Origin of the sequence: Lysinibacillus sp. FJAT-14745, from assembly GCF_001275675.1 — a bacterium.
Lineage (GTDB): Bacteria > Bacillota > Bacilli > Bacillales_A > Planococcaceae > Lysinibacillus.
Genome location: NZ_LITM01000008.1, coordinates 174913 through 194243 on the forward strand (window position 1 = coordinate 174913; position 19331 = coordinate 194243).

A 19331-nucleotide genomic window follows, 5' to 3' on the forward strand; every position below is an offset into this window, starting at 1 on the left:
TCGCTACTAAAACAATTGCTGAATGAAGATAAAAAAGAGTTGTCTCAACACTTGAGACAACTCTTTTTTTTCATTATTTGAACGTTGCTCCGATAAAATCACGGAACAATGGCTGTGGACGATTTGGACGTGATACAAGCTCAGGGTGGAATTGGCATGCTACGAAGAAATTCTTTTCTGGCAACTCGATAATTTCCACTAATTTACCGTCAGGACTTGTACCTGAGAAGACAAGACCTGCAGCTTCCATCGCTTCACGATATTCATTGTTAAATTCATAACGATGGCGGTGGCGCTCATAAACAAGCTCTTGACCATAGGCTTTGCTTGCCTTTGAACCATCTTTTAACTTACATGGATATAAACCTAAACGTAATGTACCACCGATGTCTACACTGTCGTTTTGATCTGGTAGGAAGTCGATAATCGGATATTCCGTTTGTGGATCAAGCTCTGTAGAATGCGCTCCTTGTAAACCAAGTACGTTACGAGCAAATTCTACTGTTGCAAGTTGCATACCTAAGCAAATACCTAAGAATGGTACATCATTTTCACGAGCGTATTGTGTCGCTAGAATTTTACCTTCAACTCCACGATCACCGAAGCCACCTGGAACTAAAATTGCGTCAGCACCTTTTAATAGCGTAGCAACATTGTCAGCATCTACATGTTCTGCATTAATCCAGTCAATCTCAATATCAGAATTAAATGCATAGCCTGCATGCTTTAATGCCTCTACAACAGAAATGTAAGCATCTTGTAGTTCTACATATTTACCTACTAATGCTACTTTTCGTTTATTTGGTAAGCTTTTCACTTTCGCTACAAGCTCACGCCATTCTTCCATATCCGCCTCTGGTGCTTCAATGCCAAAATGGTCAAGCACGATATCATCAATATCTTGTGCATGAAGGTTTAGAGGCACTTCATATAAATGTTCTGCATCGCGAGATTCAATAATTTCGTGTGGTTGAACATCACAGAATAAAGCTAATTTTTCTTTCATATCCTGAGGCACTTCTTGCTCTGTACGTACAACGATAATATTTGGTTGAATACCTAAAGAACGTAATTCTTTTACAGAATGTTGAGTTGGTTTTGTTTTCAGCTCACCCGCAGCTTTAATATAAGGAATAAGCGTACAATGCACATACATCACATTATTATGACCTAAATTCGTTTTCATTTGGCGAATTGCTTCAAGGAATGGCAATGACTCAATATCCCCAACTGTTCCGCCTACTTCTGTAATAACTACATCTGCATTTGTTTCGCGACCAGCTCGTTGAATACGTTCTTTGATCTCATTTGTAATGTGAGGAATTACTTGCACTGTTCCACCATTGTAATCACCACGGCGTTCTTTTTGTAATACAGACTGATAAACACGACCTGATGTTACTGTGGAATGTTTTCCTAGGTTAATATCAATGAAACGTTCGTAGTGACCTAAGTCTAAGTCAGCTTCTGCGCCATCATCTGTTACGAAAACCTCACCATGTTGATAAGGACTCATTGTACCTGGGTCAATATTGATATATGGGTCAAATTTTTGAATCGTTACTTCTAATCCACGATTTTTTAATAAACGACCTAGAGATGCTGCTACAATCCCTTTTCCAAGTGATGACACAACCCCACCTGTTACAAAAATATACTTCGTCATGAAAAAATTCCTCCTTATGTTGTTCTAGAAATTGCTAGTAAGAAAAGTGCATTCACGCCACATGTTGATTCTAAGCATTGGTGCAAATGTCTCTACAGGATAAGAAAATTAATATTTCTTATCCCTAAAATAAGAAAAGCCGAGAATGCCTACAAAATTGTAGTCGATTCGAAGCTGTAATCGTTTCTATCTCTTTTCTACTTTCCTTTTAAAAGCTCTAACATATACGCAGTCACCGATTATTATACATCATGAATAATTTAGAGCATTACTATTCATTCTGTAGCTATAAACATGGGAGAACTTGACTGAATAAAGTTAAAAAATAAAAAAACGCCCCTCCTGCATAGGTTTGCAGGGGGAGCGTATTATATACACGGTCTTTCTCCTTTAATTAAGGAGCCCAAGTAAAAGATTAAACGTAACCGCGATAGAAGTCAAGATTTTTTACTACAAGGATAAAAGAAAGAAAATTTCAAAGAGTAATTATCTTAAATTTCTTCCTCTTCTTCTTCAAGTTCTTCATCATCATCGATAAAGTCTTCGTCGATTTCCTCATCGATGTCTTCTATATCATCATCTTCAAAGTCGATATCTTCTTTATCATCTTCTTCTTCTTCATCTAGATCATCTTCTTCAACGAATTCTTCATAATCTTCATCAAAGTCAATGTCTTCCTCTTCTATATCTTCCTCTAAATCATCTTCATCCTCAACGGCTGCTTTAGATTTTTTCTTATGAGTTTTAACAGAAGGAGCTGTTTCTTCTTCAATCTGTTCAACTTTATACCATTCACGTAAGCCCCAGCCAGTTTCCTGATTAAATAAGAAGCGGCCATCTACATTTATATCTGTGTAAAATTGTAGTAGGCGAGCTTTCATTTCTTCATCACTATAGCCCACAAACTCTTGAATAATTGTTAATAAGTCATTAAAAGACACTGAGGCACGTTTTTCATTTAAAATTGCATAAGCTAAGTTAATTAACGATTCTTCCGTTAATTGTTCTTTTGTCATTTCACGAAAATTCATTCGTGCACTTCCTTTCCTTCATCACAATGGACGTTTTAAAATTCATATAGCTTTATTTTCGGAGCGCAGCAAAAAAGGCCGCACAAAAGTAACTTTCCATATCATAAGCATAATACCCATTATATACAAAGTTTTATCCTCTTTGCTAGCTTCAATTACTGTTTTTTATATCACGCATTTTTTTTATCCCTAAGTAAAACAAATAGACAGATAATAAGAGTAAAGGAACAGCGCCAAATTGCTTATCATACAGGAAAATAACGCCTACCACCAAAGCTAAAATAATGATGTAGTTAATAGCTGATTTCATCATTCTACTGCGCCTCCCCTTTTTTTACTTTTCTATTATAACGGAAATAAAAAGAAGTGCCTAATCCTAAGACTAGACACTTAAAACTTCACAAACATTTTGCATAAAATAGAATAAATGTTATAAAATAAGAAAATTTACATGTTTACGAATTACATATTACGACGATATTGTCCGCCAACCTCATATAAAGCATTTGTGATCTGCCCTAAGCTAGCGACTTTTACGGTTTCCATAAGCTCCGCGAAAATATTACCGTTGTTTACAGCTACTTGTTGTAAACGAGCAAGGGCCGCTTCGTTCTCACCTTCATGTTGCTTCCAGAAGGCATGTAAATTATGAATTTGCGTCTCTTTTTCTTCCGTCGATGCACGCGCAATTTCCATATTGTTAATGTCATCTTCTGAAGGTGGATTCGGATTTAAGTATGTGTTCACACCAATGATTGGTAACTCACCTGAATGCTTTAGCATCTCGTAGTGCATGGATTCCTCTTGAATCTTACCACGTTGATATTGTGTTTCCATTGCACCTAGCACGCCACCACGATCATTGATACGATCAAACTCTTCTAGTACCGCTTCTTCGACAAGGTCTGTTAACTCTTCTACGATAAACGCCCCTTGTAATGGGTTTTCGTTTTTCGCTAAGCCATGTTCCTTCGTAATAATCATTTGAATGGCCATTGCACGACGTACAGATTCTTCCGTAGGCGTTGTAATTGCCTCATCATATGCATTTGTATGCAATGAATTACAGTTATCCTGTAATGCCATTAACGCCTGTAACGTTGTGCGGATGTCATTAAAATCAATCTCCTGTGCATGCAAACTGCGTCCAGATGTTTGGATATGATATTTTAATTTTTGTGCTCGTTCATTGGCGCCGTACTTATCACGCATGACAACTGCCCAAATACGACGGGCTACACGTCCAATAACTGTGTATTCTGGATCTAGTCCGTTAGAGAAGAAGAATGATAGATTTGGCGCAAAGTCATCAATATTCATTCCTCGGCTTAAATAATATTCCACATACGTAAAGCCATTTGCTAATGTGAAGGCCAATTGTGATATTGGGTTCGCACCAGCTTCAGCGATATGGTAACCAGAAATAGATACTGAGTAATAATTACGAACTTTTTGATCGATAAAGTATTGTTGAATATCTCCCATCATTCGCAACGCAAACTCTGTTGAGAAAATACATGTATTTTGCCCTTGGTCTTCTTTTAAAATATCTGCTTGCACGGTTCCACGTACAACCTGTAAAGTTTTCTCTCGTGTCTCCGTGAATTCTTCAACTGTCAAAGGTCGACCAAGTTCTTCCTCACGTAGTTTCACTTGCTGATCAATAGCCGTATTCATGAACATCGCCAAAATAACCGGTGCTGGACCGTTAATTGTCATTGATACTGAAGTTGATGGTGCACATAAATCAAAGCCTGCATAAAGCTTTTTCATATCCTCTAGTGTACAAATAGATACACCTGACTCTCCAACTTTCCCATAAATATCTGGTCGGTAATCTGGATCCTCACCGTATAACGTTACCGAATCAAATGCTGTTGATAAACGTTTTGCATCATCATCTTTCGATAAATAATGGAATCGTTTATTTGTACGCTCAGGCGTTCCCTCGCCAGCAAATTGTCGCTTCGGATCTTCACCTTCACGCTTAAATTGGAATACCCCTGCTGTATACGGGAATTCACCAGGTACATTTTCTTTATAAACCCAGCGTAAAATTTCACCATAATCTACGAATTTCGGCAAAGCCACTTTAGGGATTTTTGTACCAGAAAGGCTTGTTGTCTTTAAAATTGTTCGAATTTCTTTATCACGAACTTTCGTGACAAATTCGTCTCCAGCATACGCTTCTTTTAATGCCTGCCAATTATCTAATATTCGTTTAGATTCAGCCGTTAATTCATCTCTAACACCTTCCGCTAAAGAAGTAAGAGATGCGACGAGTGCATCATTTGGCGCTTTTTCATTAATCGTTGCAATAGCTCCCTCTAATTGGAATAGACGGCGAGCAAATTCCACCTGTTGCTCTGATTTTTTATGATAGCCACGCACAGTATCAGTAAGTTCTCGTAAATAATAACGGCGATCGTTCGGAATGATCACATCTTGTTTTTGAGTTTTCGCAAATTGCTCATAGCCGGTTTCCCAATTATTCCCTGTCTTCATATTAATGATATTTACTAATGCAGCAAATAAAGCATTCGTTCCTTTATCATTAAATTGACTGGCAATCGTACCATACACAGGCATATTATCAAGTGATTCATCCCAAAGCTCTCGTGAACGTTGATATTGCTTTTGTACTTGACGTAGCGCATCCTCAGAGCCTTTACGTTCAAATTTATTGATGGCGATAACATCCGCAAAATCAATCATGTCAATTTTTTCAAGCTGTGTTGGAGCACCAAACTCACTTGTCATCACGTACATGGATAGATCAGTGTATTTTGTAATTTCCGCATCACCCTGACCAATACCACTTGTTTCTACAATAATTAAATCATAGCCCGCTACACGCACTACATCTAGTACGTCTCCAATTGAAGCAGTAAGCTCTGTACGAGATCCACGGGTTGCTAAACTACGCATATATACTCGATTATTGAAAATCGCATTCATACGAATTCGGTCACCAAGTAAAGCCCCACCTGTTTTTTGCTTTGTCGGATCGACAGAAAGAATAGCTACGCGTTTATCCGGAAACTCCTTCAGGAAACGACGAATTAATTCATCCGTTAAGGAAGATTTACCAGCACCACCTGTCCCTGTAATACCTAATACAGGTGTCACCTTTGAGCGTTTACGAGCTTCCTCTAGCATCTTTTTCGTTTCTTCATCATCATTCGACTCAGCAGCAGTTATTAAATTCGCTAAAATTTCTGGTGTTTCTGTCGTTAGTGCTTCAAGCTTTTCTTGATAGCTACCTATAGCTGTTGGGAAATCAGTTCCTTTAATTTTCTCATTAATCATCCCTTGTAATCCTAAGACACGACCATCCTCTGGCGAGAAAATCCCTGCAATCCCGTAAGCATGTAGCTCTTTAATTTCACGCGGTAAAATAACACCACCGCCACCACCATAAATTTTAATATGTGGTGCCCCTTTTTCACGCAGCAAATCATACATATATTTAAAGTATTCCATATGCCCGCCTTGATAAGAAGATACCGCAATGCCTTGAGCATCCTCTTGAATCGCAGCATTTACGACTTCTTCTACAGAGCGGTTATGCCCTAAATGGATTACCTCTACACCGCTTGATTGTAAAATACGTCGCATAATGTTAACCGAAGCATCATGTCCATCAAAAAGACTCGATGCTGTTACAAAACGTACGTGATTTTTTGGACGATATACTTCTACCTTTGTCATATGAAATCCCCACTTTCTCCCCTTAATCAATTACACCTTTGTGTTATAAAACATAATTCATAAAAAAAGTCGGTAATTGCAATGTCGCTTTATGCAATTACCGACAACCCCTTTACGGAACTTATTAGAACCCCTTTATGCCTGAAATAAACAATGTGATTTGCATTTCAATAAATTCGTCAATAGAGTGCTGACGGTGAAGCGCCCACTTACGGAATGCCCAGCTTTGTCCAGAAACGACTAAGTTATTTGCTGCCAAATGAATTTGTTTATCGGTCATCGTTATTTCACCTGATTGCACACAGCGTTTAAGTAATCGCTCAAACGTACCAACCATTTCAAACTCTTTACTAAATACATACCGCTGTGCTTCTTTTGACAATGATTTAGTTTCCTGATACATGATTGTCAGCTCATCAACCATACTATCAATTTGCAAGAAATACTCTCGAATCATTTCCTTTAACTCTTCTATAGTTCCTGCCTTAATCTCATAACTTGAAAGTCGCTCCATCGCATGGTGATAAATACTATCACATACAAGGTAAAGGACGTCTTCCTTCGTACGAATATATTCATATAATGTTCCGATACTAAAGCCTGCAGCTTTTGCGATTTCTCTCGTCGTAGCACGATGAAAACCTTTTTCTCTAAATAATTTAATGGCTCCCTCTATCATTTGTTCTCGACGAATGGCGATGAGATTTTCATCTTTAACTGTTGACTGTACTTGGGGTCTTTTATCTCTTTCTGTCATACGTTATTTTGTCAACATTCGAGAGATAACAAGTCGTTGAATCTCTTGTGTACCTTCGTAAATTTGTGTAATTTTTGCATCACGCATGAAGCGCTCAACTGGATAATCTTTCGTATATCCATATCCACCAAAGACTTGAACCGCCTCAGTCGTTACATTCATCGCAGTATCGCCAGCCATTAATTTTGCCATTGCCGATGCCTTACCATAAGGTAGGCCATTTGATTCCAACCAAGCCGCTTGGTATGTAAGCAGTCGAGATGCTTCAATTTGAGTTGCCATATCTGCTAGTTTAAAGGATACACCTTGGTTAGCAGTAATCGGCTTACCAAATTGCACACGCTCTTTACCATATTCAACCGCTGCATCCAACGCGCCTTGTGCAATCCCTACAGCTTGTGCCGCAATACCATTACGTCCTCCATCAAGTGTTGTCATCGCAATTTTGAAGCCTTCTCCCTCAGCTCCAAGCATGTTTTCTTTCGGAACGCGACAGTTATCAAAAATAATTTCAGTTGTAGGAGATGAACGAATTCCTAGTTTTTTCTCCTTCTTCCCTACCGAGAAACCTTCAAAGCCAGCTTCAACGATAAAAGCAGTTGTGCCATGTTTAGCTTCTGGATCTGTTACTGCAAATACAACATATGTATCTGCTACTCCACCATTGGTAATGAAAATTTTCGAGCCGTTTAAAATATAATCATCGCCATCACGTTTTGCATATGTTCTCATGCCACCAGCATCAGAGCCTGATCCTGGCTCTGTTAAGCCATATGCACCGATATGTTTACCTTCTGCCATTGGACGAAGATATTTTTGTTTTTGTTCTTCATTACCGAATTTATAAATCGGCCAACCTGCAAGCGAAGTATGTGCTGATAAAGTAACCCCTGTTGACGCACATACACGTGATAATTCTTCTACAGCAATGACATACGCAAGATAATCAAAGCCTGCACCGCCGTATTCTTCTGGCCATGGAATACCTGTTAAGCCTAGCTCTGCCATTTTATCGAAAATTGCACGATCAAACTCTTCGTTCTCGTCACGTTCAGCTGCTGTTGGTGCTACTTCATTAATAGCAAAATCACGAATCATTTCGCGTAATTGCTCATGCTCTTCTGATAATTGAAAGTTCATTGTCCATTTCCCCTTTTTCGTTAGACTCCGTTAGTGCTATATTGTTGATTTCATTTTTTGATAATGTTTCTGCAATATTACTTCGAGAAACTGAGCAAATCTTTTGGTTACCTGATCAGTTTTCCGGGTTACCCGAGCGTTTTATTTTAGCAATCGACATCATCCTTGAAAAATCAACATTGCAACATAACATCAGACTTTATTTAAGTAAATGTTTACTAATGACTAGCTTTTGAATTTCACTTGTACCCTCGTATATTTCTGTCACCTTTGCATCTCGGAAATAACGCTCTACGGGATAGTCTTTTGTATAGCCATAGCCACCAAAAATTTGTACAGCATCGATCGCTGTTTGCACTGCTGTACGAGAGGCATACAGTTTCGCCATCGATGCCTCGGCTCCGCATGGCAACCCTTTTGTGCGTAAATCAGCTGCACGATAGACTAGTAATTTGGCTGATTCTACGGCAGTCGCCATATCAGCAAGCTTGAAGCCAACCCCTTGTTGCGCTGCAATCGGCTTTCCAAATTGAACTCGTTCTTTGGCATATGCAGTAGCTGCCTCTAGCGCCGCTTCAGCAATGCCTAAAGATTGTGCAGCAATGCCAATACGTCCAACATCTAAGTTGGCCATCGCAATTTTAAAGCCTTCCCCTTCCTCCCCAAGAAGGTTTGCAGCTGGAATGCGGCAGTTATCGAATGTTAGTTGAACTGTACGTGAACCGTGTAAGCCCATTTTATGTTCATCTTTACCTATGATTAAGCCTGGTGTTCCTTTTTCAACAATAAATGCTGAAATACCGCGTGTTTTTTCAGCAGGATTCGTTGAGGCAAAGACAATATAAACATCTGCTTCTCCACCGTTTGTAATAAACACCTTGGAGCCGTTGATGATGTAGTCATCTCCATCTCGCACTGCTTTGGATTGTAAAGAGCCAGCATCAGAACCCGCGCTAGGCTCTGTTAAACAAAATGCCCCTAAATATTCACCTGCAGCAAGCTTTGGAACATAACGTTTCTTCTGTTCATCGTTACCGAAATAAATAATAGGATTTGTTCCAACCGAAGTATGCACAGATAAAATAACGCCCATTACTGCACTTACCTTCGATAGTTCATTGATAGCAATTATGTACGATGTAAAATCCATCGCTGAGCCGCCTAATTCCTCAGGCGTCGTGATCCCCATTAAACCTAATTCTCCCATTTGTGCAAGGAGTTCGCGTGGAAACTCTCCTGCCTCCATACGTTCTACCCACGGTTCAATTTTATCTTGAGCAAAATTACGAACCATATCACGCATCATTATTTGTTCATCTGTAAATTGTAAATGCATCTATAATGTCACCCCTGTATGTTGTCCCGTAGCATTACATTTTCGTTTGAATCGTCCCATCCCCATAGGATTATTCATAAACGTAAAAGCCTCTTCCAGATTTTTTACCTAGCCAGCCTGCTGCCACATATTTACGAAGCAATGGACAAGGTCTATATTTACTATCTCCTAAGCCCTCATGTAAGATCTCCATGATGGATAGACATGTATCAAGACCAATAAAGTCTGCTAATGTCAACGGACCCATCGGATGATTCATGCCGAGCTTCATCACATCATCAATAGCTTCTTTCGATGCTACACCCTCATACAATGCGTAGATCGCTTCATTAATCATTGGTAATAAAATACGATTCGAAATAAAGCCTGGGAAGTCATTTACTTCCACTGGCGTTTTCGCTAATTTTACTGTCATGTCTTCAACCGATTTGTAGACTTCATCACTTGTAGCTAACCCTCTAATAATTTCAACAAGCTTCATGACAGGTACAGGATTCATAAAGTGCATACCAATCACTTGCTCTGGACGATTTGTTACAGCAGCAATTTCAGTAATTGGTAAAGATGATGTATTCGTAGCTAAAATGGCATGTGCCGGTGCAATCTGATCAATTTGCTTAAAGATGGATTGCTTTATTTCCATATTTTCCACAGCTGCCTCGATGATAATATCTACGTCACTAGCATCCTGTAAATCTAGTGACATACTAATACGACCTAAAATAGCCGCCTTCTCATCTTCAGTTTTACGACCCTTTTCGACATCACGTGTCAGGTTTTTCGTCATGACTCCTAAACCACGTTCGAAAAATTCTTGCTTCATGTCGTTCAGTTTGACATCATAACCAGCTTGTGCACAAACTTGTGCAATGCCGGAGCCCATTTGTCCAGCACCAATAACCATCACTTTTTGAATTCCCATCATTCGTGTCCCCCTGTTTTCGGTACTTCAATCATAATCGCATCGCCTTGCCCTCCACCTGAGCAGATTGCAGCAATTCCGATACCGCCGCCACGACGTTTTAATTCATGTGCAAGTGTTAAAATAATACGTGCTCCAGACGCTCCGATTGGATGACCTAGTGCAACTGCACCACCGTTAACATTGACCTTTTCAGCATCTAAATCCGCCAGCTGCTTGCTGACAAGAGCTACTGCTGCAAAGGCTTCATTGATTTCGATCAAATCAATATCAGCTAATGATTTCCCTGTCTTTTTCAGTAATTTATTAATGACAAGTCCTGGTGTTTGCGGGAAGTTCTCTGGCTCAATAGCAATCTCTTCATGGCCGATAATAACCGCAAGTGGCTCTCTGCCTTCACGCGTTGCACGTTCCTCACTCATTACTACTAGGGCACATGCACCATCGTTAACGCCAGGAGCATTACCTGCTGTAATCGTTCCGTCCTTGTCAAAGGCTGGCTTGAGTTTTGCAAGTACCTCCATTGACGTACCGGCTCTTGGTGCCTCGTCTGTATCGACATGAAGCGGTTCTCCCTTACGTTGTGGAATTTCCACAGGCACGATTTCTTCAGCAAAGTAACCTTTCTCAATTGCTGCAAGTGCGCGTTCATGACTGCGAACTGACCAAGCATCCTGCTCCTCACGGCTTAACGAATATTCTTTGGCCGTTGTATTACCGTAACTTCCCATATGCGGCCTTGCCTTATCAAAGGCACATGTTAAGCCATCATATAGCATGCCATCCACCATTGTTGAGTCGCCCATGCGTAAGCCTGTTCGACCATTTTGTAGATAATACGGTGCATTGGACATAGACTCCATACCACCAGCGATAATCACTTCTTCGTCCCCTAATCGAATTAGCTGATTAGCTAGTGTTACAGCACGCATACCTGATGCACAAACTTTGTTAATCGTTTCTGTTTTCACCGCTATTGGTAAATTAGCTTTGATCGCAGCCTGCCTTGAAGGAATTTGGCCCTGTCCCCCTTGTAAAACTGAGCCTAAAATTACTTCATCCACTTCATCAGGCGAAAAATTCGCTTTTTCAAGTGCCCCTTTTATGGCAATTGCGCCTAAATCACTTGCGCTTAATGCTGATAGTGAACCTCCAAACTTACCAAATGCAGTTCTTGCTCCTGCTAAAATTACAGCTCTATTCAAGTAAAACACCCCTTTTGTTTTACGTTCCAGAAGAAGTATCAGAGCATTTCTGTTGACTGAACGCTCGCTCGACCTCTTGCTATGAAAAATGGGAGTTAGTAATGTAACTCCCATCTCCATTTAATCTTATTCTACAAAACAATTATTTATTGTGCAATTTATATTTTTCAGATAACTAAAATATTTCTGCAATAACCATCATTTTTCTGCGTTAATTTCTACATTCTTGTCTTGTTCGACACTGTCCACTGCAGCTACTACTTCTTCAACCATTACATCCGCTGCTTCTTCAACAGAATCCTCGACAGCTTTCACTTTTTCACCAAATACAGAACGCTCTAATAGTTCTGCAACATCGAATGTACTGATTGTATCTTCAACCTCTTTTGCCTTTGTACCATCTTCAAGCATTGTTAAGCAGTAAGGACATCCAGAAGAAATAACTGATGCGTCCGTTGCTAAAGCTTGCTCTGTTCTTGCTACGTTAATTCGGTTGCCGACATGCTCTTCCATCCACATTAAGCCGCCACCCGCACCACAGCACATTGCTGACTCACGATTACGCTCCATTTCCACAAGCTTCACACCTGGGATGCCACGTAATATTTCGCGTGGTGCATCATAAACATCGTTATAACGACCTAAATAACAAGAATCGTGGAACACAATCGTTTCATGAACTTCATAATTTAACGCTAGACGATTTTCTTCAATCAACTGATTCAATAGTTCAGTATGGTGGTAGACCTCGCCCTTCCAGCCAAAGTCTTGGTATTCATTTTTAAAGATATTGTAAGCGTGCGGGTCGATCGTAACGATTTTCTTGACGTCGTTTTTCTCAAATTCATCGATATTTGCTGTTGCCAGCTCTTGGAATAAGAATTCATTTCCTAAACGACGAGGAGTGTCCCCTGAGTTTTTCTCTTTATTTCCTAAAATCGCAAACTTCACACCTGCCTCGTTTAATAAACGACAGAATGCTAATGCAATTTTTTGCGAGCGGTTATCAAATGCACCCATTGAACCTACCCAGAATAAATATTCCATTTCCTCACCTGATTTTTTCAGCTCTTTCACTGTTGGAACATGAATGGTTGGATCTAGGTCACGCCAATTTTCTTTTTCTTTACGGTTTAAGCCCCAAGGATTGCCTTGACGCTCGATATTTGTCATCGCGCGTTGTGCATCAGGGTTTACTTTTCCTTCAGTCATTGTTAAGTAACGACGTAAATCAATAATTTTATCGACATGCTCGTTCATAACAGGACATTGATCCTCACAGTTACGACAAGTCGTACATGCCCAAATCTCTTCTTCTGTAATGACATCGCCGATTAAAGAAGGGCTGTAGATATCTTCAATGACTGCGCCCTCAGCACCAGCTGCCATTGCTAACTGATTCCCCTTTGTATTAGCAAAGAATTGATAAGGTACCCAAGGCTTTTGCTTTGTCACAACAGCACCTGTAAACGTTAAATGATCTCGCAGCTTCACGATTAAATCCATCGGTGATAACATTTTCCCTGTTCCTGATGCTGGACACATATTTGTACAGCGTCCACACTCTACACAAGAATATAAATCTAGCATTTGTTTTTGTGTAAAATCTTCAATACGTCCAACACCAATTGCCGGAATATCATCTTCATCTTCAGCATTTTCTAATGCTTCAAAGTCGATTGGTGTTAGCGTACCTGTACGATCTAGACGGTTCATGTACACATTAATCGGGCTTACAATCAAGTGGAAGTGCTTCGATTGTGGTACATACACTAAGAATGTTAAAAGAATTAATAAGTGCGCCCACCACATTACATAGAAAACAACAGCAGCTGCTGATGCTGGTAAGAAACTAAAAATAGCAGCAATGCCAGAAGCAACTGGCTCTGTATAACTTAGTCCTTCACCATGCCAAATGATTCCCATACCATTTGCAAGTAATGTAGATACCATTAACCCGCCAATGAAAATTAAGACAAGACCATTTTTCCAGCCTCGTTTTAGACGTACTAGCTTTTCTACATAACGACGGTAAAATGCCCACACAACCGCCACTAAAATCATTAATACCACAAGCTCTTGGAAGAATGTAAACATACTGTAGAAAATGCCAAGTGGCAAATGTGATCCAGGTGCTAACCCCTTCCAAATTAAATCAATAGCCCCTAACTGCACCATCAAAAATCCATAGAAGAACATGACGTGAATTAAACCACTCTTCGGATCTTTTAATAGCTTGTTTTGGCCAAGTACATTAACCATAAGATATCGAACTCGTTCTTTAACACTTTCATCAAACTCAACCTTTTTCCCCAATTGCACAAACTTATAGCGTGTTTTTAACAGATAGAAGAATAATCCTACTGCATAAAGCACAACCACGACTGTTAGAACAATGTTTGCAATTACTAATGGACTCATGGTTGGTCCCCCCTTTAGTTTGTCGTAAGTTTCTCTCTTTGTGATAAATTTGCTAGCTCATACGTAAATGTACGTCATTCCATCATTATATTCCTATTCTAATAAATGAGTGAGCATTCAGTCAACATAAAACGGAAATATTTCTGATAATTTTATATTCTTACATTTTATAAGAAAAAAAGCCACCCTGAATTTTTCAAAGTGACCATTTTTTACATTATTTTAAATACAAATATAACTTCTCACCATAACGTGGGTTGATTTCCGTTCTAACTGAAATTGTTCCGATAAAACGAGAAAACATTCCGATAAAAGCTAAAATTGTTCCGATAAAACGAGATTTTGTTCCGATAAATCTTCAAAATATTACTATAAAAATGAATTCATCACTCATCTGTGGCGCCAAACGCATAATAACAGACTATTTTTTAAAGACATTGCCGCTTCGAATATACTCAACATCTGCAACATTCAATCTAAAATTAATAACACGTGCTGCTGCAAATAAATAATCAGATAGACGATTTAAATATTTTTGTACAATCGTCGGTACGTCTTCGATTTCCTTCATAAGCGTTACCATTTGACGCTCTGCTCGACGTGCTACTGTGCGACCTATGTGTAAAGTTGCAGCTGCTGGTGCACCACCTGGTAAAATAAAGCGCTGTAGTGGTGGCGCTTCATCTGACAATGCATCAATACGAGATTCCAACACTTCAATTGGCTGCTCTGTTAGCTTATAATGGCGTTCCTTCATGACGTTAGCAAGGTCGCCGCCTGCATCGAAAAGCTCATGCTGAATCGTTTCTAAATCAATTAGAATATCCTTGAATAGCTCACGATCTAGTTCACTAACAGCCTTACCAATAAAAGAATTTAATTCATCGATGGCCCCGTATGTTTCAACGCGTAAGCTATCTTTGTCTACACGCCCCCCGATAAGACTTGTTTTCCCCGTATCGCCTGTTTTTGTATAAAGCTTCATTTCTCTCATCTCCTAGAATTATTTTTATAATTCTCAATAGCCTGCACAGTTGTTTCAAAAACACCTTTACCAATAATCTTACCTACATCAGTAATTGGACCACCGTACAGCATTTCTTCCCCTCTTTGTGTCGCTGCAATCAATAAACTATCTGTAGCTGTACCTGTCGCAATCGTACCACTAAGCTCATCACGAATATTTTCCGATTGCAATGCCTTTGTTTTCGCCTCAGTAGCTGTCATCATTGCTTGGAAAAACGCTTCTTCTGATAAACAACCATTAACGATGACCCACGTATTTATAGTACCAATATATGGTTCATCTTGTCTTTCATGTGCACGAGACACATCAACAGCATTACCAACTCCAGCTGTAACAGCAACAAGGACGCTACCAAAGGAAGCTTTAAATTCATTAATAGCTACAAGATTTGTTGGGACAGCCGTTAACATGACGACGGTGCTTGTAGATGAAAAATGCTCCTTTAGTAAAAATTCAGCGACCTCTCTCTTTACATCATTAATGACATAATCTATTGGTACGGAGCGATTTAACAGACAATCATACCAGCCGATACCCGGATTATGGACAGCTGAGGACACTGTTTTTAAAGGAAACTCTGATTGAAGCTGAATGTAATGATCTGTAACAGTAAAATTTTCTTTTGTAATGACAGCACGTTGCTGATGTTCAACTGAGGCTGGCATCATGGTAATTTGAGGCTTTGGAATTTCTGGATGTGCATAAGTTGCAACTCGGGCATGGTAAACGTCTTCAATTTGTGAAGCGATTAATACTTCATGTGGCGCCCCCAATGCCCGCATCCGTCCTTCCTCCATTAGTAATAATTCATCACAATAGAGAGAAGCTAAATTCATATCATGCAGCACCATAATAACGGTTAAACCACTTTCAATTGCTTCCTTTCGCACCATATCTAAAATTTGACGTTGATGAGCAATATCTAGATGGTTCGTTGGTTCATCCAACAGTAATATTTCCGCTGTTTGTGCAAGAGCTTGGGCTACAAAAACTCTTTGCTGTTCACCGCCCGACAAAAATTCCATCGGTGTCTGTTCATAGCGTTGCACACCAGTTTGTATCATTGCATGTTGAACTGCTTGTTCATCACGATCAGTCCAGCTTGAAAAGAAGCCTGTTTGATGTGGATACCGTCCAAGTGATACTGCCTCCCGTACACTGTTTGAAAAGGCATTGGCATGTAATTGCGGAAGCACCGCCATTTTTTTTGCTAATGCACGAGCATTGTAAGAACTACTATTTTTACCATCTACTAATATAGTGCCTGCAGTTGCTGGAAGTATGCCACTTATTACTTTTAACAGCGTGGATTTCCCGCTTCCATTTGGTCCTAATATCCCTAGTATTTTTCCTTTGTCAACGGAAAAACTAATATCACGGACGATCGGTACATCTCCATAGCCACCTGAAAGATGTTCAACAACAATCATGCCCGTACCCCCTTGCCTCTACGTTGCTTATAAAAAATATAGGAAAAAACGGGCGCCCCAATAAATGCAGTAATGACACCAATCGGTAGCTCTCTTGGCATAATAATTGTTCGTGCTATTAAATCACAAATAATCAGCAAAGTTGCCCCATTTAAAAATGATAATGGCAATAAATGACGATGATCGGAACCCCAAACCATTCTCGTCATATGAGGAACAACTAAACCAACAAAGCCAATCGTTCCAGAAACCGCTACCGCAGCTCCTGTCAACATGGATCCACCCACTAAAATAATATATTTACTACGCTTAACATTGACACCTAAATGCTTCGCGCGTTCTTCACCATATAACAGAACATTTAACTCGCGTCTTTGTGTCCAAAGCATAATGGAGCCGATTATGACAAACGGGATAATCATCTGAACGTATGGCCAACCACGCATTGATACTGAACCGAGCAGCCATCCGACAACTTGGCGTAGCTCCTCACCAGACAATGCAATCATTAATGAAATCAGGGAACCTAAAAATGAACTAAATATAACCCCTGTTAAAATAAGAGTTTCCATTTTTAGCGAACGGTCTACTATTCTAGCAAAGCCCATAACAGCTACCATCGTTAATATGGCACCAATCATACTAAAGATGGGCAATGTAAAATGGCCGACTACAGGTATTGATATACTAAAGAAAATCGTCATAACTGCACCAACTGATGCACCAGAGGAAACACCTAACGTATACGGGTCAGCCAAAGGGTTCTTTAATAAGCCTTGAAAAGCTGCCCCTGCAATAGCAAGTGATGCCCCTACAAGCCCTGCCAGCAGTACTCGAGGTAAACGAATCTTCCATAAAATATTGGCAGGTGTTTCATCAGCCGCCTTATTCCACACTACTTCTAGCGGAATATGAACTGAGCCTATCGCCACACCACACCAGATGCTAATGATTAGAAGCGTAATTGCTGTTACATAGGCTACAATTGTTTTACTCATTTAAACGCCTCTGGGTAGACCGCCTTCGCTAATTCCTCAAAACCATCTGCTAATCGAGGACCTTGACGACTTGTCGTACTTTCATCCACTTGTACAATAGCTTTATTTTTTACGGCAGTTATTGTCTCAAAGCCTGGACGTTGTGGAATTTTCGTTAAAATATCTGGTACATAATTATAGGCTACTACAATGACATCTGGATTTTTCGCGATAATTTGTTCAGCATCTATTTGATACCAGTCATTTGTATCTGCTGCCACATTTTCGGCATGAATCATTTCTAGCATCTCATTCATAAATGTACCTTTACCAGCTGTATAAATCTGTGGCACATCAGACGACTCTACAAAGACTTTCTTTGGCTCAACACCGTCAAGTTTTGTTTCAACTTCTTTAACCTTCGCCTTCATATTTGCAACAATTTTTTTAGCCTCTTCTAGTTTTCCTGTTGCACGACCAAGCTGTTCAATCGTTGTGTAAGTTTCATTAAAGTTTTTTGCATCCGCTACAACAAATACTTTCACACCTGCAGCTTCAAGCTGTTCAATTGCTCCTTTTGAATTCCCCATACCCGATGCATGTGCAAAAACGATATCTGGCGATAAAGCAATAATTTTTTCAATATTATAATCCATGCCGCCAACCTTTTCTTTTTTACTAGCTTCCGCTGGATAATTGTCATTATCTGTCACGCCAACTATTTCATTATTTAAGCCAAGGCCAAACAATATTTCAGTGTTACTCGGAATGAGAGAGACAATTTTTTCAGGAGGTGCTTCTAGCGTAATATCCTTGCCTGTAGCATCTTTTATCGTCATTGGGAATGTTGCTTGATCTACTTTTGCAGTCTCTTGTTGCTCAGAAGATGACGGCTTATCATTTGTTGCCTCTTTTGTATTACATGCAGCAAGCAGGCCAATAGCTAAAAATGCTGATAATCCTATTTTCCAAATTTTCTTCATGTGAATCCCCCTTAGTCTATTTGTGCGTATAGTTTTTATTGTTTTTCTGAATTATCGATACATTTTAGTTTTTTAACGCTCGAGGTTGTGGGTTATCGCCTAACTTTGTGGATATATCACCTAACTTTGGGTTATCGCTCAACTTTGCGGATTTATCAACCAACTTTGGGTTATCGCTCAACTTTGTGAGTTTATCTACCAACTTTGCGGATTTATCTACCAACTTTTTGAGTTTGCCTACCAACTTTGTGGATTTATCGCCCAACTTTGGGTTATCACTCAACTTTGCGGATTTATCAACCAACTTTTTGAGTTTATCTACCAACATTGTAGGTTTATCGCCCACTTTTTCAAATTTATCGACATTCATCATCCAAAACAAATACCCCTCATCATAAAACAATGAGGGGGTCAAATTTGCACAAAAAACATATACAAAATCCACCATCCTATCCTCGTAGGCTACAACGTGTTTTCTATAAAGGCAGGTCTCCTGGCTCGTGCTCCATACGCTTTTTCAAGCCTTCCCGAAAGTTTCAGTGGCGTAGATTGAAAAAACTCACACATACAGTGGCGGGACCGCATCGGAATTACACCGATTTCCCTTTTCTCTTTACTTAAGTAAAGAACCTTTATAATATTCAGTTGATTGTATTATACATGAAAACGAAAGAAGCCGCCTCCATTCGAGACGACTCCTAAACAAATCAATTCTGTCCGACATA

The 19331-nt window shown here is 39.6% G+C and carries 15 protein-coding genes and 1 riboswitch; all 15 genes read right to left on the minus strand.

The window, feature by feature from the left end:
• Nucleotides 1–73: 73 nt before the first annotated feature.
• The 15 genes from AMS59_RS14570 to AMS59_RS25305 all read right to left on the minus strand — a co-directional run bounded on the left by AMS59_RS14570 (nt 74) and on the right by AMS59_RS25305 (nt 18979).
• Entirely contained in the window at nt 74–1666 is a 1593-nt protein-coding gene (locus AMS59_RS14570) for a CTP synthase (protein ID WP_053484468.1), read from the minus strand.
• Between the two features lie 491 nt (nt 1667–2157).
• Nucleotides 2158–2697 (minus strand): DNA-directed RNA polymerase subunit delta, encoded by a 540-nt coding sequence (rpoE, locus tag AMS59_RS14575; protein WP_053484469.1) that lies wholly within the window; start codon nt 2695–2697, stop codon nt 2158–2160.
• Between the two features lie 151 nt (nt 2698–2848).
• Nucleotides 2849–3010 (minus strand): hypothetical protein, encoded by a 162-nt coding sequence (locus tag AMS59_RS25300; RefSeq protein WP_156304672.1) that lies wholly within the window; start codon nt 3008–3010, stop codon nt 2849–2851.
• A 149-nt stretch (nt 3011–3159) separates the two neighbouring features.
• Nucleotides 3160–6408: a fused isobutyryl-CoA mutase/GTPase IcmF gene (icmF, locus tag AMS59_RS14580; RefSeq protein WP_053484470.1), complete on the minus strand. Its 3249-nt coding sequence runs from the start codon at nt 6406–6408 to the stop codon at nt 3160–3162.
• Nucleotides 6409–6532: 124 nt separating this feature from the next.
• Nucleotides 6533–7165: a TetR/AcrR family transcriptional regulator gene (locus AMS59_RS14585; protein ID WP_053484471.1), complete on the minus strand. Its 633-nt coding sequence runs from the start codon at nt 7163–7165 to the stop codon at nt 6533–6535.
• A gap of 3 nt (nt 7166–7168) precedes the next feature.
• A complete protein-coding gene (locus AMS59_RS14590; protein ID WP_053484472.1) occupies nt 7169–8305 on the minus strand; it encodes an acyl-CoA dehydrogenase in 1137 nt (378 codons plus the stop codon).
• 199 nt (nt 8306–8504) lie between these two features.
• Nucleotides 8505–9641, minus strand: a complete 1137-nt coding sequence (locus AMS59_RS14595; RefSeq protein ID WP_053484473.1) for an acyl-CoA dehydrogenase — start codon at nt 9639–9641, stop codon at nt 8505–8507.
• Between the two features lie 70 nt (nt 9642–9711).
• Nucleotides 9712–10563, minus strand: a complete 852-nt coding sequence (locus AMS59_RS14600; protein WP_053484474.1) for a 3-hydroxybutyryl-CoA dehydrogenase — start codon at nt 10561–10563, stop codon at nt 9712–9714.
• On the minus strand, nt 10563–11768 hold the full coding sequence (locus tag AMS59_RS14605; RefSeq protein ID WP_053484475.1) for an acetyl-CoA C-acetyltransferase: 1206 nt from the start codon (nt 11766–11768) through the stop codon (nt 10563–10565). The genes AMS59_RS14600 and AMS59_RS14605 overlap by 1 nt, the downstream gene beginning before the upstream one ends.
• A gap of 198 nt (nt 11769–11966) precedes the next feature.
• The gene (locus AMS59_RS14610) at nt 11967–14189 is read right to left on the minus strand and encodes a heterodisulfide reductase-related iron-sulfur binding cluster (RefSeq protein WP_053484476.1); all 2223 of its coding nucleotides are present in this window, start codon (nt 14187–14189) and stop codon (nt 11967–11969) included.
• A 421-nt stretch (nt 14190–14610) separates the two neighbouring features.
• Nucleotides 14611–15174 carry a cob(I)yrinic acid a,c-diamide adenosyltransferase gene (locus AMS59_RS14615; RefSeq protein WP_053484477.1) on the minus strand — a complete coding sequence of 188 codons (564 nt, stop codon included), beginning with the start codon at nt 15172–15174 and terminating at the stop codon, nt 14611–14613.
• 5 nt (nt 15175–15179) lie between these two features.
• The gene (locus AMS59_RS14620; RefSeq protein ID WP_053484478.1) at nt 15180–16646 is read right to left on the minus strand and encodes an adenosylcobinamide amidohydrolase; all 1467 of its coding nucleotides are present in this window, start codon (nt 16644–16646) and stop codon (nt 15180–15182) included.
• The gene (locus AMS59_RS14625) at nt 16643–17644 is read right to left on the minus strand and encodes an iron ABC transporter permease (RefSeq protein WP_053484479.1); all 1002 of its coding nucleotides are present in this window, start codon (nt 17642–17644) and stop codon (nt 16643–16645) included. The genes AMS59_RS14620 and AMS59_RS14625 overlap by 4 nt, the downstream gene beginning before the upstream one ends.
• Entirely contained in the window at nt 17641–18606 is a 966-nt protein-coding gene (locus AMS59_RS14630) for an ABC transporter substrate-binding protein (RefSeq protein WP_053484480.1), read from the minus strand. Before AMS59_RS14630 ends, AMS59_RS14625 begins: the two co-directional genes overlap by 4 nt.
• Nucleotides 18607–18670: 64 nt before the next feature.
• Entirely contained in the window at nt 18671–18979 is a 309-nt protein-coding gene (locus tag AMS59_RS25305; RefSeq protein ID WP_234007800.1) for a hypothetical protein, read from the minus strand.
• 92 nt (nt 18980–19071) lie between these two features.
• Nucleotides 19072–19255, minus strand: a riboswitch (cobalamin riboswitch).
• Between the last annotated feature and the right edge of the window lie 76 nt (nt 19256–19331).

Excerpts from the sequence above, each read along its gene's own strand:
- AMS59_RS14570 (WP_053484468.1), bottom strand. The coding sequence starts at position 1,666 with ATGACGAAGTATATTTTTGTAACAGGTGGGGTTGTGTCATCACTTGGA.
- rpoE (WP_053484469.1), bottom strand. The coding sequence starts at position 2,697 with ATGAATTTTCGTGAAATGACAAAAGAACAATTAACGGAAGAATCGTTA.
- AMS59_RS25300 (WP_156304672.1), bottom strand. The coding sequence starts at position 3,010 with ATGATGAAATCAGCTATTAACTACATCATTATTTTAGCTTTGGTGGTA.
- icmF (WP_053484470.1), bottom strand. The coding sequence starts at position 6,408 with ATGACAAAGGTAGAAGTATATCGTCCAAAAAATCACGTACGTTTTGTA.
- AMS59_RS14585 (WP_053484471.1), bottom strand. The coding sequence starts at position 7,165 with ATGACAGAAAGAGATAAAAGACCCCAAGTACAGTCAACAGTTAAAGAT.
- AMS59_RS14590 (WP_053484472.1), bottom strand. The coding sequence starts at position 8,305 with ATGAACTTTCAATTATCAGAAGAGCATGAGCAATTACGCGAAATGATT.
- AMS59_RS14595 (WP_053484473.1), bottom strand. The coding sequence starts at position 9,641 with ATGCATTTACAATTTACAGATGAACAAATAATGATGCGTGATATGGTT.
- AMS59_RS14600 (WP_053484474.1), bottom strand. The coding sequence starts at position 10,563 with ATGGGAATTCAAAAAGTGATGGTTATTGGTGCTGGACAAATGGGCTCC.
- AMS59_RS14610 (WP_053484476.1), bottom strand. The coding sequence starts at position 14,189 with ATGAGTCCATTAGTAATTGCAAACATTGTTCTAACAGTCGTGGTTGTG.
- AMS59_RS14615 (WP_053484477.1), bottom strand. The coding sequence starts at position 15,174 with ATGAAGCTTTATACAAAAACAGGCGATACGGGGAAAACAAGTCTTATC.
- AMS59_RS14620 (WP_053484478.1), bottom strand. The coding sequence starts at position 16,646 with ATGATTGTTGTTGAACATCTTTCAGGTGGCTATGGAGATGTACCGATC.
- AMS59_RS14625 (WP_053484479.1), bottom strand. The coding sequence starts at position 17,644 with ATGAGTAAAACAATTGTAGCCTATGTAACAGCAATTACGCTTCTAATC.
- AMS59_RS14630 (WP_053484480.1), bottom strand. The coding sequence starts at position 18,606 with ATGAAGAAAATTTGGAAAATAGGATTATCAGCATTTTTAGCTATTGGC.
- AMS59_RS25305 (WP_234007800.1), bottom strand. The coding sequence starts at position 18,979 with ATGATGAATGTCGATAAATTTGAAAAAGTGGGCGATAAACCTACAATG.